Source organism: Ruegeria sp. YTSC192, from assembly GCF_059609705.1.
Map to the genome: position 1 here is coordinate 43,850 of NZ_JBXWMG010000010.1, position 15,124 is coordinate 58,973.

A 15,124-nucleotide genomic window follows, 5' to 3' on the forward strand; every position below is an offset into this window, starting at 1 on the left:
CATGCGCGGCGGCGTTGTGCTATAATTTCTTCCAATTGTTGTTGTGTTTTGGAGGTAAATTATGATTTTTCGTTTATTGGCAACACTTTGTTTAACGTTCGCGTTGTCGACCGCGAATCCCCAGATTGCAAGGGCGGATGCCGGTGATTTCATAGGCGGCGCCGTCGTCGGAGGCGTTGTCGGATACGCAATCGGCAAAGATCAGCAAAAGAAGAAGGCGCAGCGCTCGAACACCCGGACGTACCGGTCTGGCATCCCGTCCACCTCGCAAGGGGCGCAGACGCAAACGGCGCTCAACTATTTTGGCTACAATGCAGGGCGGGTTGATGGTCAGGTGGGTGGCGGCACGCGAGCTGCAATCCAACGGTATCAGGCGTCCATGGGATACCCGGTCAACGGGTATGATTTCCAACCCTATCAGCGCGATTTCCTGATGCAGGCTTATTACTGGGGTACAAGTGGCGGTCAGGCCAGCACGCAGCTCTCCGGTCAGCCTTTGTTGATGGCTTATCGTCGGCAAGTCCAAACGGGCACAGCTGTGGCCGCTGCTCCGCAACCCGCGCCGCAACCTGTCGCACCTGTGACTGCAACGGCGGCACCTGCCGAACCCGCGCCCGAACCTGAAGTGACCGAAACCGCCACCGCAGCCCTGCCAAGCCTGTTTGCAGGCGGCACTGGCGGCCCGTCGCTGGCGAACCGCTGTAGTGCGGTGATGCTGCAAACCTCGACCAATGGTGGCTATACGACGCTGGCGAACATGTCGGACCCTGATTTCGCCCTGAGTGAGCAGTTCTGTCTGGCGCGCAGCTACGCGATGGCACGCGGCGAGGATCTGATGCAGGACATTCAGGGCCTGACACCGGATCAGGTGGCGGCGCAATGTGAATCCTATGGTGAAATGCTTGAACCGCAGGTTGTCTCGTTGTCGTTGACTTCGAAAACCGAGGCCGAAACGCAGATGCGCAAGCTGGCATTGGATTCCGGCCTCAGCCCCGATGATCTTGTCGCGACAAGCAAGGTCTGTCTGGCGATGGGCTACCGTCAGGACAATATGGACAGCGCCGTAGGCTCGGCCCTGATGCTGGTCGCCATGGGTGAGCCCGCATATGGAGAGCTGGTCGGGCACCACCTGCGCGAAGGCTTTGGCGTACAAGAACGCCGCGATCTGGCGATGCAGTGGTATGACGCAAGCTTGTCTGCCTTGGATGCGGGGTCTCAGGCCGTGTTTCTGCCGTCACAATCAGACCGCCCGCAACTGTTGCGCGCGGCCATGACCAAGACACAGTAGGGTCGGCTAACCTGTTCCGCGGGCGCAAGGATCGCCCGCGGCTTCCTCAAGCGCTGCGATAACAGGATCCTTGACCAGGTGACGTGAAAACCGGCGCAAACCAGTGATGTATGACTATGGCGTTTCCGGTTAAACCTGTGACACGAATACCTTGTCACACTTTTAGCGTTCTCGGGACATTTGTGCCACTTGGCGATTCAGGGCCGTCGTCTTTTGCACCAGCACCTGCGACACGCGTGAGATCATCACGACCGCACCGGCCGAGGCGCGATACCCGGCCCCATCCTGCCGCGACGGCTGGTCGAGATCACCTCGGAGCGGTGATCCTTCGGGAAATGCGCACCCTTGAATGAGATTGTCATTGTCGGCTTCTGTCAAGTTCGAGCATACGCGACCAGAACTACGTTCGATCTGACAGGCGGGGACTAAATGTGCCCCGGCATGATCCCCAGCAGCGCTTTGCCCGACGAGATAGTGCCCGCGCAGTTTGGCCCGTGATACCCTGCACGATCACGCACGAGTTACGATCGAGAAGAATGCTCATTCCACAGCCCTCATCTTGGTGCCTTGGGTCAGGTCGTTTTTCCATGCGTCAACGGCGCGTTCGGCAGCCTCCATCAAAGTGGTGGCCTGGATGATCGGAAGGTCGGATTTTGCGAGGATCTTCTGACCCTCTTCAACATTGGTGTCGGCCAGACGCACGACGACCGGGATGTCGATATCCAGCTCTTTCAACGCCTGAACCACACCTTCGGCAACCCAGTCGTAGCGGTTGATACCGCCAAATATGTTCACCAGAATAGCCTGTGCATTGTCGTCCGACAGAACCAGACGGAAGGCTTTGGCCACACGCTCGGGCGAGGCGTCACCACCGATATCGAGGAAGTTCGCAGGCTCTCCGCCAACCAGTTTGATCGTGTCCATCTTCGCCATCGCAAGACCGGCGCCGTTCACGATGCAGCCGATATTGCCGTCGAGACCAACATAGGACAGGCCCCGATCTCTGGCGCGGCTTTCGCGCGGGTCTTCCTGGCTTTTGTCTCGCAATTCGGCGATCTGCCCGGTGACGGAACTGGGCGTTGTCGTCAAGGCTCATCTGCGCGTCCAGCGCCAGAACGCGGTCGTCTCCGGTGATGACCAGAGAGTTGATCTCGACCATGGTGGCATCCAGATCGCTGAAGGCGGCATAACAGCCCTGCAGCGTGCGGACCATGTGCTGGATCAGCTTCGGCTCCAGCCCCAGTTGCAACGCAATTTCACGGGCCTGGAACTCTTGCCGACCCACCGCAGGTTCAACAATCAAACGCACGATGCTGTCCGGACGTTCGGCCGAGATGTCTTCGATCTCCATCCCACCTTCCGAGGACGCAACGATCATCACACGCTGGCTCGAGCGGTCCAGCACAAAACCCGGATAGATTTCGCGATCAATCGGCACCGCAGCTTCCACGTAAACGCGGTAGATCCCTTTGCCTTCAGGACCGGTCTGATGCGTGACCAGCTTGTGGCCAAACTTGTCGTCGCAGGCTTTGTAGATCTCGTTTTCGGTGTTGCACAGCTTGACCCCTCCGGCCTTGCCACGCCTGCTGGCGTGGACCTGCGCCTTGAAGATCCGTTTGTCGCCGCCCAGTTCACGCGCCCGGTAAGCCGCCTGTTCCGGGCTATAGGCCAGAGCCGTGGGGGGGCACTTCGACGCCGAATTTCGAAAGCAGTTCTTTCGCTTGGCATTCATGAATATCCATCTGCAATCCTCCCGTTGATGCAGCGAAACTAAGCAGCCATCGAAGTGCCGTGGCGGCTTTCCAGCAGGGCTTCGATTGCGTCTCGGTCTATCTATACGCCCAACTCGCGCATGGCCTCGGCGAACAGGCGCACGATCCGGTTGACGGATTTCCGGTTCAGCTGGTTAAGGATCCCGATCCGCACTTGCACGGGCGCGCTGAGGGTGGGCCGATACCAAAACCTCGGGCGCGGCAGTTCTGCACCAATTCCATCTCACGTCCGGCCAGTTCTGGCGGCCGGTTCAGAACGATCAGGCTGGGCGTCAAGAACCGGACGCCGGCCATCGCACAATTCTATTCGGCGCAGATGCAAAGGGGCTGACATATCCCGCAAACTGGTAAACTCTGGGTTTTCAGGGCATGCTCTCGTTTTGCACCCGCAGCCGGAGGACCAGAAATGCCGCAATATAATGACATGTTCGAACTATCCGTCGAGGATATGGAACTGATCGAACAGGCCCTGCGTCAGGCGATGGCCTCTTATTCCATCGATGCGAACGAGACCGACGAAGACACCATCCGCCGGATGCATGATCTTCTGGGCAAGCTGCATGATCAAAAGATCTTCTATCGCCCAAAGACCGGCAGCTACATCGGGGGCTGATCCGCGCTTTGCAGACCCCTCAGAACAGAATTGACCGATTGCAAAAATATGAAACCAGAGGCGACGCAGCATGAGCTATCTTGGCATTGATCTGGGAACATCCGGGCTGCGCGCTTTGCTGTTGGACGAAGACGGCAGTGTTGTGGGCTCGGCCGAGCATGCTTGTACGTCCAATCACAAACACCCGGGTTGGAGCGAGCAGGACCCCGCCGACTGGATCGCAGCACTGGAGGGTGCGGTTGCTGCGTTGCGCGACGCCCATCCCGAATTTGCCGATCTGCGTGGCGTTGGCGTAGCGGGCCATATGCATGGCGCAACGCTTCTGGATTCCGCAGGTGATGTGATCCGGCCCTGCATCCTGTGGAATGACACACGCGCAGATGCCGAGGCGCGGCATCTGGACGCCCTGCCCCGTACTCGCGAAATATCGGGCAATATCGTTTTCCCCGGATTCACAGCCCCCAAACTGCTTTGGGTCAAAGACCATGAACCGGACAATTTCGCCCGCATCGCGAAGGTTCTGCTGCCTGCGGCCTATCTGAACCACTATCTGACAGGCGACTACGTTGCTGACATGTCGGACAGCGCTGGCACGTCCTGGCTGGACGTTTCGCGCCGCGCGTGGTCGGAGGAGCTGTTGAACGCTGGGCAAATGTCGGAATCTCAGATGCCTCGACTGGTCGAGGGATGTCAGCCCGCAGGCACCCTTCGCGCCAATCTGGCCAGCCGTTGGGGTCTGCGCAATGGCGTCACCGTCGCAGGTGGCGCCGGAGACAACGCCGCAGCCGCCTGTGGCTTGGGCGCTTTGAACGAGGGCGATGGGTTTCTGTCGCTTGGAACCTCTGGCGTGCTGCTGGCAGCCCGAGATGGCTATCACCCCGATCCGGCCTCGGCGTTGCACACGTTTTGCCATGCTGTGCCTGACCGCTGGTATCAGATGGGCGTTATGTTGTCTGCGACTGACAGCCTGAACTGGCTGGGCCAGATCACCGGACAAAAACCTGCCGACCTGACCCGCGCACTGGGCGATGAATTGCGCATGCCGGGGCGTGTGCAGTTCTTCCCTTACCTGTCAGGTGAGCGCACCCCGCACAACGACGCCAACATTCGCGGCGGCTTTACCGGGCTGGGAAAAGACACTGCCCAGAGTGACCTGACCTGCGCGGTATTGGAAGGCGTCGCCTTTGGCCTAAGCGACTCGTATGACGCTCTGGTGCAGACAGGCGCGCGCATCGACCGGCTGATCGGTATCGGTGGCGGTACAAAGTCACGCTACTGGGTCAAGCTGATCGCAACCGTTTTGAACGTCCCGATCGAGATGCCCAAAGATGGCGAGTTCGGCGCAGCACTGGGGGCCGCACGCCTTGCCCAGATCGCCGAAACCGGAGCGTCCCCGGAAGATATCCTGAAACCACCCGGCATCGGCGCGCGTGTTCTGCCCGACAGCAGCAAAACAGCAGAGTACAAGGCAGCCAAAGCGCAATTCAAAGCCGCCTACGGACATCTGCGTCAGATCTCCTCGGGTCGTTGACCTAAAGCCCGCCGATCTAGATCAAAAAAGGAAAACGCAAGGCCAGCGCCAAAGCGCGAGAACCATTGGCCGCCTGCGATTTTTGCCCGTCAGGTCGATGATATGTTAACATAAGGCGTGCGTGGCCCTTGTCCGGAGGACCTGTCGCAGGCTCCATCGTGGCAAATTGCAGTCTCATTTTTCGCGGGCATACACGCCGTCACGATCAATCAATTTGAACCGCCCGGGGCGGGCCTGATCACGAATTGGGTTTTTCGCCTGCCCCTTGAAAGGACGATCAACATGTATAGCACTATCGCGACTTGGTATTTGAAACCTGAACTGGAGGCCGAAGGGATTGCAGCCCTCAAACAGCTGGCCCTTGATGTGGAGAAGAACGAACAGGACACCTGGGGCTACCTCATACACTCAGGCGGCGAAGGCTCGGCACCGCCCTGCAGTGACGGCACCGTTGTTTTCGTCGAAATCTACAAGAACCACCAAGCCTTTCTGGACCATTTGAATGGCCCGACCTTTTCCGCATTTCAACGCAACCATGGGCAGCTATTTCAGCCCACACCGGGGTCCGACAGCCCTTTCGTTCTGGTCGAAAATGTCGACAGAATTGGGGGATTTCTGCGCCCGCAGGCTGGGTCTTAATCATAGTGTCTGCCCGCACCAGTGAGTAACCCTTTGCGGGCGTGCAAAACCCACGCACAATTCATGGGCGACGAATTGTAGATTCTATGTTACTAAAGAAAGCGAAATTGTTTCTTTGTTTCATAATCAGCGCAATTTTAGTGCTCAGGGGCAGCCATATTGGGACGTCCGAATGTCAATTGCAGTGAATGCGGCGCGGCCAATCCTGCCGAGGCCAACTTCTGCCACGGCTGCGGCAACGCACTGACACTGTCCTGTAGCTCCTGTGGTGCATCAGCCATGGCGCATGCAAAATTCTGCACCGCCTGCGGGGCCGCGCTGCCGGGCAAGGGTGCCCCCCCTCCTACTGCCCCTGCGACACCACCCAAAGACACACCAGAAGACGTCGCCGAGCGGCGCCAACTGACCGTCATGTTCTGCGATCTTGTGGGATCGACGGCCCTGTCCGAAAGGCTCGACCCCGAAGACTATCGCGAACTGATCACGCAATATCGCGCACTGGTTGGCCGGACCGTCACCAAATTCGGCGGCGAGATTGCCAACTACGCCGGTGACGGAGTGGTCGCCATCTTCGGATATCCCACCGCGAAGGAACTCAGCCACTATTCCGCCGCTCTATGCGCGCTAGAAATCGCGTCCGCAACGCGGGATGGGGATGCGGGGCTGACGGACAAATCGGTTTCGACAAATGTGCGGATCGGGATCCATACCGGACCTGTGGTCGTGGGTACGGCGACAGGCGCATCAAGCTCGGAAAAGGTCTGGCTGTTTGGGGATACTCCGAACGTGGCGGCGCGCATCCAGTCGGCTGCGGATGTGGGTCAGGTTGTCGTATCCGAAGTGACCCGCAGGCTGATCGGAGAGCGCTTGGATTTCACCTCGATCGGCAGCCCGCCTTTGGCAGGTGTCAGTACACCGTTGCATCTCTATGTGGTCGGGCAGAAGATTTCCGGTTTTGAGACCGCGCGCAAGGATTTCTCGCACGACCAGACACCAACCATCGGGCGCACCGCCGAGATCGCTCTGGTCCAGTCCAGATGGGACGGTGCGCTGGACGGGGAGGGGCAGGTTTTGCTGCTGACTGGCGACGCAGGCGTCGGCAAATCCAAGATCGCCTTTGGCCTGAAGGACAAGCTGACCAGCGAAGATTCCACTCAGTTCACTCTGTTCGGGTCACCCTTGCACCAGAGCAGCGCGTTTTTTCCGATCAAGAACGCGCTGACGACGCTGACGGGCATGCTGCCCAATGCGCCACCTGAGGAAAGCCGGGACAAAGTCACCCGGTTTCTCACCGATCTGAACCTTGATGCTGAAACCTGCGCCGCGCCCATCCTGCGCCTGATGGGGTTGGAAGACGGCACCTCGCTGGTCGCGCCGATGGCGCCCGAGCGGGAAAAAGGCGCGTTGATCGAGGCGCTTTTGCAACTATGTGCGGGGCTGGAACAGGACCAGCCTTTGTTGCTGCTACTGGACGATGTGCATTGGTTTGACGCTTCGACGCTGGAATTCGTCAACAGCTGGATCGAACAGGTGTCGAACCGGCGTTGCCTGATCCTGATGACGGCCAGGACCGAGTTTCAGTCGCCATGGCGCAACCAGTCCCATGTCACCAGTCTGGAACTCAACCGGCTTGTGCGTCGTGACATCTATAAACTGGTTGAGAGCATTTCGGGCCTGCGGCCATCACAGGAAGTTCTCAGCCATTTGGCCGACCGCACGGATGGCGTGCCGTTGTTTGTCGAAGAGCTGACCAAGATGGCGATGGAATCCGGACTTTTGGTCAACCGTGGCCAAAGTCAGGCCGAATTGTCCATGGCCATCCCGGAATCGCTGCAGGATTCGCTGATGGCCAGGCTGGACCGTTTATCGGCCAGCCGCGAGATCGTACAAGTCGCCGCTGCAATTGGCCGAAACTTTGAACGCAAGCTGCTGTCCGAGGTTCTGGACTGGACCGAACACGACATCACCGAAGCGCTGAACCAGCTGCTCGAGACCGAACTGATCGTGCCCGCTGGTCAGCCGGGTACGGCAGATGCCTATCGGTTCCGCCATGCGCTGGTGCAGGATGCGGCCTATCAATCCATGCTACGCTCGACCGCGTCACGGTGGCATGGCCAAATCGCTGCGGTTCTGGAAGAGCAATACGCCGAAACCGTCGCGCGCGAGCCTGAAATTCTGGGCCATCACTACTGGCGCGCCGGCAATTACCCCGCCGCCGAGGGCAAACTGATGACCGCCGCACGGCAGGCATTGGACCATTCGGCGAATGTCGAGGCGATCACCCATTTGCAGCATGCTCTGGAGTGCTTGCAGGAAATGCCGCAGTCGCAGGAACGCGACCGGCGCGAGATCGACATGCAGATCATGATCGCCGTGCCTCTGGCCTTTGTTCGGGGCTATGCGCACAAGTCAGTTCTTTCCGCCTATGCGCGCGCGCAGTCCCTCTGCCGTGAATATGGCGAGACCGAGCGGCTGTTCAAAGTGGTCTACGGGCAGTTCCGTTCGACCATGCTGGGCGGAGAGTATGTGATCTCGAAACAGAATGCAGACCGGCTGGTCTCGCTGTGTGAGGACTTGTCCAGCCCGCTGACCGTGGTCTCGGCAGAACGCTCAATGGGTTCGCTGCAGACTTATCTGGGCCACCCCAAGGACGCGCTGACCCATCTTGAGGCCGGACTGAAGGTCAATCTGTCCATCGAACATCGCTTCATGGGCCTCGATTTTGATGTTGTTGACCTTGCAGTGGCCCTTCAGGGCTACCGAGCGCTTTCTTACTGGCTGTCGGGCGACGAAGCCAGCGCCCTGACAGCGATCAAGGCAGCGTTGGTCCATGCCGAAGAAACGGCGCATCCGTTCAGCCAGTCCTTTGCCAACGCCTTCCTCGGGTGGATTTCCCATTTCCGGTGTGATGAGGCGACGGTTCAGGACAGCTCAGCCACGTTGATTGCACTTTCCGAGGAATATTCGTTCCAATTCTGGCGCGGTTGGGCGCGGGTCATGAACGGCTGGGTGCGCCGGAGCACCGATGGTGAAAAGGCCCTGGAAGAGATCGCTCTGGGCCTACGCGAATGGCGCGATACCGGCTGCCGCCTTGGTTTAAGCTTTTTCCTGTGCCTTTACGCCGATGCGGCCATTCTGCACGGCAAGCTGGATCTGGCCGAGGAGCTGCTGGACGAAGCCGACGCCTTCGCCAAGGACAGCGGCGAGAAATTCTGGATCGTGGGCCTGATCTGTCTGCGCGGACGGTTGGCCATGGCGCATGGGGACGACAGCGCCGGGATCGGTCGCCTCAAGGACGCAGCGATGGTGGCGTTGCAGTTGGGCCATTACGGCCCGCTCCTGCATGTCATTCGGGAATTGGCCGAGCTTGAGGCCTCGTCAAACTGCCTTGTCGAGATCTCGACAGCCGTGGCTGCCGACAAGACCAAAGCACCTGCACTGGTCGAAGCAAAAGCCATTTTGAAAACCCTAAAAACAAAACAGCCGGAGGCATGATCGGGCGGAATTTGAGCAAGTAGAATTGTCACAGCCAGTGGGGGAGATCACAGCCAAATGACAAAGAAAAAAGTCACAAACGACCCGTGCCATCAGACGGATGTCACCGGCGTCATGCCGAAACTGCCAAAGCAATTTGACACGTTCCCCTTCTACTATGCCTCGCTGCAATGCCAGTGGATGTATTGGTACACCTCGGTCGAGGTTGCCCGCCAGTTTGTGAAGGGCACCGGCCTGTGCGTCGCCGAATTTCCCGATGAAGACGGCCAGACCAAGGCCGTCATCCTGCTGAATTTCCAACGCTATACCGCGCATTACGACAACTCGCTGGGCTTCGTGAACGAGGTCGAATTCAATCTGCTGGCCTATCCCAAGAACCGGGTACCGGGCGTGCCGAAGATGACCCTGACCGAATATCTTCATGGTCGGGATCAGACAAAAACCATCGGTCATCTGCGGGTCCATGTGGCCGCCGACAACGCCATGGCCGTCAAAGCCGGGCGGCAAGCGTTCGGAGAACCCAAGTTTCTGGGCCATTTCAACTACAAGGTTCCTTCGCTGAATGCCAAGATGAAAGGGCACCCTCCGATCTCGCCCAAGAAATGGTGGATCCAACTGGTCAATCCCGACGACCCACAAACCATCGTTTACGATCTGACGGCGGATCTGGGCAAACTCAAGGGCGATCACTGGACTCTGACCAACTGCACACCGATCCCCGAATTCGCCACCGGGCTTGGGCGCACCGTTTGGACCCGCTGGACGATCTCGGGCCTGTTTGAAACCGCGATGCTGACCACGAAAGAAGGCAAACGCATCGCGAAAAGCTTCAAGCTGAAACTGGGCAACAACGATTTCCCGATGACCAGCGACATGCGCACGCTGTTCACCGATATGACGCCGGTGGCCGTACAGGTCTTTGAAAGCCCGCCCGCATGCTTTGAGCCGCGTGGCTTCTATGTGGACGCAATTGATGGGGATCGCCATGAAGACGCATGATGACACCCCCGAATTTCACGCCTTTCTGACCGTCAGCGCCGCCCTGACCGGCTATAGCAGCGCCGAACTGCAAGGCACAGGATGTGCAGGCGAATACTGGCATCAGTTCCGGCAGGTCCTGCCCGCAGATATCCTTACAGAGTTCCTGTCCCATTCCGACAAGCTGGGCAAGCAGGACGACGATGGGATTATCCGTCAGACCTATCTGTCGGACAAATGCCTCGGCCCGCTGTCGCGCACGCTGATCCAGCTTTGGTACACCGGCCAATGGGTGCCGCTGTCGCAGGAATGGCGCGAAAGCTTCGGCGCGTCGCGGTTTGATGTGGTCAAGATTATCTCGACCCGATCTTACAAGGAAGGGCTGGTCTGGGACGCCATCGGTGCACATCCCCAAGGGGCCAAGCAACAGGGCTTTGGCGCATGGGGTCTTGAACCTCCAAAGCAGCGGGGGGCAGGCAAATGAGCGCGATTGCAGATGACGAACGGACCTATGATGTGGTCATCGTAGGCGCCGGAATTGCCGGGGGTATTCTGGCCAAAGAACTGGTCTCGGCCGGTCATTCGGTTCTGATCCTCGAAGCCGGAGAGGACCATGGCAAAACGTGGGAGACGTATCGGTCTTATCTGGATCAATACTATCTGTCGCTAGCCAAGACGCCGAACTCGCCATATCCGAACCTTCCAACCCTGCCGTCACCTTCGGTGCTGGACATCACTGCGGTACGGGGCACCGAACCGGACACCAACGGGTACTTCGTGCAACGCGGCCCCCTGCCCTTTGGTAGCAACTATCTGATGGCTTTTGGCGGAACCACACTACATTGGCTGGGCACAAGCCTGCGCATGATGCCTGCGGATTTCGAGATGCAACGCCGCTTTGGCAAAGGCGTTGACTGGCCCTTTAGCTATCAGGACCTGCGCGCTGATTATGAGCGCGCCGAGTGGGAGATCGGCGTCTCGGCCGATGCCGAAGAACAGACGCCCGACGCACTGGGTATTCGCACGTCGGGACGGCACGACAATGTCGGGTATTTCGACAAGAACTATGACTATCCGATGCATTCGATTCCGTCGTCCTACGTGGATGGCTTTTTTGCCAAGGCAGACGGGATGCCCATCGAAATCGGTGAGGATGCCACCAGCACGGTTCAACTGAAAGTCTCGCGCACGCCGCAGGGCCGGAACTCCACCCCGCGCAAACCAAGGACTGCCAAGGGCATTCAGGTTGGCGACAAGCGCAAGCAACAGTTCCTCCCACGCGGCGCGACCGGGCCGTTCGCCTATATGGGTCAGCGGTGTGAGGGGAACTCAAGCTGCATTCCGATCTGCCCGATTCAGGCCAAATACAACGCGATGAAAACGCTCGAGGATGCCAAGCACAAAGCCAAGCATCAAATGGAGACGATCACGCAGGCCATCGCCTCGAAGGTCGAACTGGCAGAAAGCGGGCGTGTTTCTGGCATCGTTTACAAGAAATACCCGTTCCCCGGTGTGCCCCAATACGAATTGCGCCGGGCCAGAGGTAAGCAATACGTGCTGGCTGGCGGTGCGGTGGAAAACGTCACTCTGGCGCTGGCCTCGGGGATTTGCACCAGCAGTGACGAGCTGGGCCGCAACCTGATGGACCACCCCTATATGATGACGTGGGGTTCCGCGCCCGAGCCGGTCGGCCCGTTTCGCGGGCCGGGATCGACCTCGAGCTATGCCAATTTCCGGGACGGGAACTTCAGGAACAAGAATGCAGCTTTCCGGTTGGAGATCGGCAATTGGGGATGGAACTTTGCCGCTGGCTCTCCGAACTCTGACGTGGCGCGGCTGGTCGAGCAAGACAACCTCTATGGAGCCGCCCTGCGCGATAAGCTCTATCACGATGTCCAACGACAGGTCCGAATTGGCACGATGGTCGAGCAACTGCCCAGAGCCACAAACCGAGTGACCATCGACCCGGCCTTCCGCACGCCCATGGGCGAATACCGCCCGGTGATCAGCTATGATCTGGACGACTATTCCCGCGCCGGGTTGGCCGCAGCCAATGACACCTGCGCGCAGATTTTCCAGCGGCTGGGTATCAAAAACCACACCGCATACAACCCGTCGGATGCGGGGTATTTGACCTATGATGGCAAGGGATACACCTTCTTCGGTGCGGGCCATCTGGTCGGCACCCACAGGATTGGGACCGACAGGCACAACTCGGTCACCAATGACGAGATGCGCGCATGGGACCACGACAATCTGTGGCTGGTGGGCGCGGGTTCGATGCCCACAATTGCCACGTCCAACCCGACGCTGACGATGTCGGCCATGGCCTTCAGGGCCGCCAGAGCCATCCAGAAAGCCGTTCGGAAAGGGGGTGCGAAATGAGTTCGAAAAAGAAACTGGACGCCGCGCGCAAAGATCTCTGCAATCATCTGCAAGACGCCTTGATGCTAGAGCTTTCGACAATCCCGCCCTACGCGACGGCCTGCTATTCGATCCTTGAACAGGGGCAATACGACCGGTCCGAGCCGACCATCGTCAATGCCGAACCGATTGAAGTGATCCGACAGGTTATGGTCGAAGAGATGCTGCATATGGTGCTTGTAGCGAATCTGATGAACGCGATTGGCGGTACGCCGCAACTGAACAATCCCGATCTGCTGCCGAAATATCCGTCAGAGCTGCTGGACGGGGCCGGACCCGAGGTGCGCCTGCGCCGGTTCTCGCCCAAACAGGTCAAGAGCTTTCGCAAGATCGAAACCGCACCGAAAGACCTCCGCAAGGCCTTGACGGGGCACTATTCCACCATTGGCGGCTTCTACGCCTATGTCAGACAGCTGCTGGAAGACGCGTGCAAGGAGTTCGGGGATAAAGCGATCTTCATCGGTGACCCCGCGCGCCAAATCACCAATGACGACTATTTTGGCGCAGGCGGCGTGGTTATCGAAATCTCAGGGGAACCCGAGCAATGCCACGAGGCGGCCTTTGAGGCCCTCAGAGAAATCATGGAAGAAGGCGAAGGTGCCGATCTGGGCGACCGGGCCGGTGACGGCGACACCATCCCCGGACCAGCCGGCCAGGAAGACATCGCCCATTTCTTCAAGTTCAACGAGATCCTGCACAGCCGCTACTATCGCCCCGAGGATCTGGCAACGGACCCTCCGACCGGCGATGACCTGATCGTCGATTGGAGCGCGGTTTCCCCGATGAAAGATGACCCTTGCGAAAAGAACTATAAATCCGCACCCGAAATCGCCGCGATCTCAGCCGAGTTCAATGCTGCGTGGTCCGGCCTGCTGGATGGGCTGCATGTCGCCTTCACCGAGGACAAATCGGCTTTGCGTGACCTGATCCCCACGATGTATTCGATCAAGTCGCTGGCGCAAAAACTGATGCGTATCCCGTTGCCGGACGGATCGGGTGAGACAGCCGGGCCGACATGGACCTATCTGAAGCCAGACGCGCGCGGTTGATCTATGGCGGTAAACCGGCACGGTCCCGTTTCGCGCCTCTGCCAAAACATGCGCCTTCTGCTGAGTCCAACAACGATTGTGCGGGGAAATGCAGTTTGCTAACGTCGTGAACGTGCTGGGGAGGACGCGGCATCTCAATGTTGGACTATTCGCACAATGTGTGGCTCGTGGCGGCGTCGTTGGCCGTGGCGTGGATGGCCGGTTTTACCGGTCTGTACCTGACGCATGGCGCATCGAAACTGGACAATCAAAGGCGCAAGTTCATCGTCGCCCTCGCCGCCGTAATACTGGGCGGCGGCATCTGGTCGATGCATTTCGTTGCCATGCTGGGTCTGCAACTGCCGATCCTGTTTTACTATGACGCACTGGTGACGATGATCTCGGCGCTGGTTGCCATCCTTATGGTGGGTCTGGCGCTGCTGCTTCTGCATTTTCGCCCCAGAACCCCGCTGACAATCGTAGGCGCGGGCGTGATCGTGGGGCTTGGGATCGTTGTCATGCACTATGTCGGCATGGCCGGGATGCAACTGTGCCGACCCGTCTACAGCCTGTTTGACATCGTTTTGTCGACCGTCGCTTCGATTGTGCTGTCGGTGTTGGCGATCTGGGTGGCCTATGACAGCCGAACCCATCGGAACATCCTGTTGGGTACGGCCTGTTTCGGCGTGGCGGTGTTTTCCATGCATTTCATCGCAACCGGCCTTACGGATTTCGTGGCCACCGATACCGCCGGGGCCGCCGAGGCCGCCGGGCCTGCGCTGGACAACCAGATTCTGGCGATGGGCGTCACGGTTGCAGTCTTCCTGATCTGTGGGGCGTTCCTGCTGACCGGGATCTCCTTCATCGATCCCACGCCCCCTGCGGCGCCCGAACCTGCGCCTCAACCTGATCCGACCCCTGGATTGCGCGCCGGGGTACCGTTTGAACGCGAAGGCCAGACCTTCTTTACTGAGCCCACCCAGATTGCCGCCATTCGGGCCGAGGGGCACTACACCATCCTTTATATCGATTCCGAGAAACTCTTCTGCCCCTGGTCCATCACCGAGGCCGAGACACGGCTGCACCCCGATGGCTTCCTGCGCGCCCATCGAAGTTATCTGGTGAATCCCAAACATGTCTCACGCTTCGAAAGGCATAAGGACAACGGGACATGCTATTTCGACTCTGTCGGGGCGCTCAGCAAAGTCCCTGTCAGCCGATCCCGCCTGCCGGACATCCGCAACGCTTTGGGACTGTAGTCGCAACTCGTGCAGCCCATTCGCATTTCGTGAAACAAAGAACGCGCCCCGTTCCCTGCGGCTGGAACCGCTGATCCCACCCCTCTTTTCTGGCCGC

The 15,124-nt window shown here is 59.0% G+C and carries 11 protein-coding genes and 2 pseudogenes; 12 read left to right on the forward strand and 1 reads right to left on the reverse strand.

Going from position 1 to position 15,124, the window contains the following annotated elements; translation table 11 throughout:
• Positions 1-103: 103 nt before the first annotated feature.
• The gene (locus AC2FD8_RS14560) at positions 104-1,288 is read left to right on the forward strand and encodes a peptidoglycan-binding domain-containing protein (protein WP_496857347.1); all 1,185 of its coding nucleotides are present in this window, start codon (positions 104-106) and stop codon (positions 1,286-1,288) included.
• A 540-nt stretch (positions 1,289-1,828) separates the two neighbouring features.
• Here the strand turns inward: AC2FD8_RS14560 and AC2FD8_RS14565 are convergent.
• Positions 1,829-3,030, reverse strand: a pseudogene (locus AC2FD8_RS14565) (malate--CoA ligase subunit beta).
• A gap of 49 nt (positions 3,031-3,079) precedes the next feature.
• Here AC2FD8_RS14565 and AC2FD8_RS14570 point away from each other — a divergent pair.
• The 11 genes and pseudogenes from AC2FD8_RS14570 to AC2FD8_RS14620 all read left to right on the forward strand — a co-directional run bounded on the left by AC2FD8_RS14570 (position 3,080) and on the right by AC2FD8_RS14620 (position 15,027).
• On the forward strand, positions 3,080-3,391 hold the full coding sequence (locus AC2FD8_RS14570; protein WP_496857345.1) for a hypothetical protein: 312 nt from the start codon (positions 3,080-3,082) through the stop codon (positions 3,389-3,391).
• A 75-nt stretch (positions 3,392-3,466) separates the two neighbouring features.
• Positions 3,467-3,673 carry a hypothetical protein gene (locus AC2FD8_RS14575; protein WP_496857343.1) on the forward strand — a complete coding sequence of 69 codons (207 nt, stop codon included), beginning with the start codon at positions 3,467-3,469 and terminating at the stop codon, positions 3,671-3,673.
• A gap of 70 nt (positions 3,674-3,743) precedes the next feature.
• A complete protein-coding gene (gene xylB, locus AC2FD8_RS14580) occupies positions 3,744-5,204 on the forward strand; it encodes a xylulokinase (RefSeq protein WP_496857341.1) in 1,461 nt (486 codons plus the stop codon).
• A gap of 282 nt (positions 5,205-5,486) precedes the next feature.
• Positions 5,487-5,843 carry a putative quinol monooxygenase gene (locus AC2FD8_RS14585; protein WP_496857339.1) on the forward strand — a complete coding sequence of 119 codons (357 nt, stop codon included), beginning with the start codon at positions 5,487-5,489 and terminating at the stop codon, positions 5,841-5,843.
• Between the two features lie 159 nt (positions 5,844-6,002).
• A pseudogene (locus tag AC2FD8_RS14590) lies at positions 6,003-6,095 on the forward strand (DUF7577 domain-containing protein); the annotation flags it as partial.
• Between the two features lie 27 nt (positions 6,096-6,122).
• Complete coding sequence (locus tag AC2FD8_RS14595) at positions 6,123-9,338, forward strand: adenylate/guanylate cyclase domain-containing protein (RefSeq protein ID WP_496857425.1); 3,216 nt, start codon at positions 6,123-6,125, stop codon at positions 9,336-9,338.
• 57 nt (positions 9,339-9,395) lie between these two features.
• Positions 9,396-10,337 (forward strand): hypothetical protein, encoded by a 942-nt coding sequence (locus AC2FD8_RS14600; RefSeq protein WP_496857337.1) that lies wholly within the window; start codon positions 9,396-9,398, stop codon positions 10,335-10,337.
• A complete protein-coding gene (locus tag AC2FD8_RS14605) occupies positions 10,324-10,800 on the forward strand; it encodes a hypothetical protein (RefSeq protein WP_496857335.1) in 477 nt (158 codons plus the stop codon). The genes AC2FD8_RS14600 and AC2FD8_RS14605 overlap by 14 nt, the downstream gene beginning before the upstream one ends.
• Complete coding sequence (locus tag AC2FD8_RS14610; RefSeq protein WP_496857333.1) at positions 10,797-12,701, forward strand: GMC family oxidoreductase; 1,905 nt, start codon at positions 10,797-10,799, stop codon at positions 12,699-12,701. The genes AC2FD8_RS14605 and AC2FD8_RS14610 overlap by 4 nt, the downstream gene beginning before the upstream one ends.
• Positions 12,698-13,789, forward strand: coding sequence for a ferritin-like domain-containing protein (locus AC2FD8_RS14615; protein ID WP_496857331.1), 1,092 nt, complete (start codon positions 12,698-12,700; stop codon positions 13,787-13,789). Before AC2FD8_RS14610 ends, AC2FD8_RS14615 begins: the two co-directional genes overlap by 4 nt.
• 137 nt (positions 13,790-13,926) lie before the next feature.
• Complete coding sequence (locus AC2FD8_RS14620) at positions 13,927-15,027, forward strand: MHYT domain-containing protein (protein ID WP_496857329.1); 1,101 nt, start codon at positions 13,927-13,929, stop codon at positions 15,025-15,027.
• Positions 15,028-15,124 lie beyond the last annotated feature (97 nt).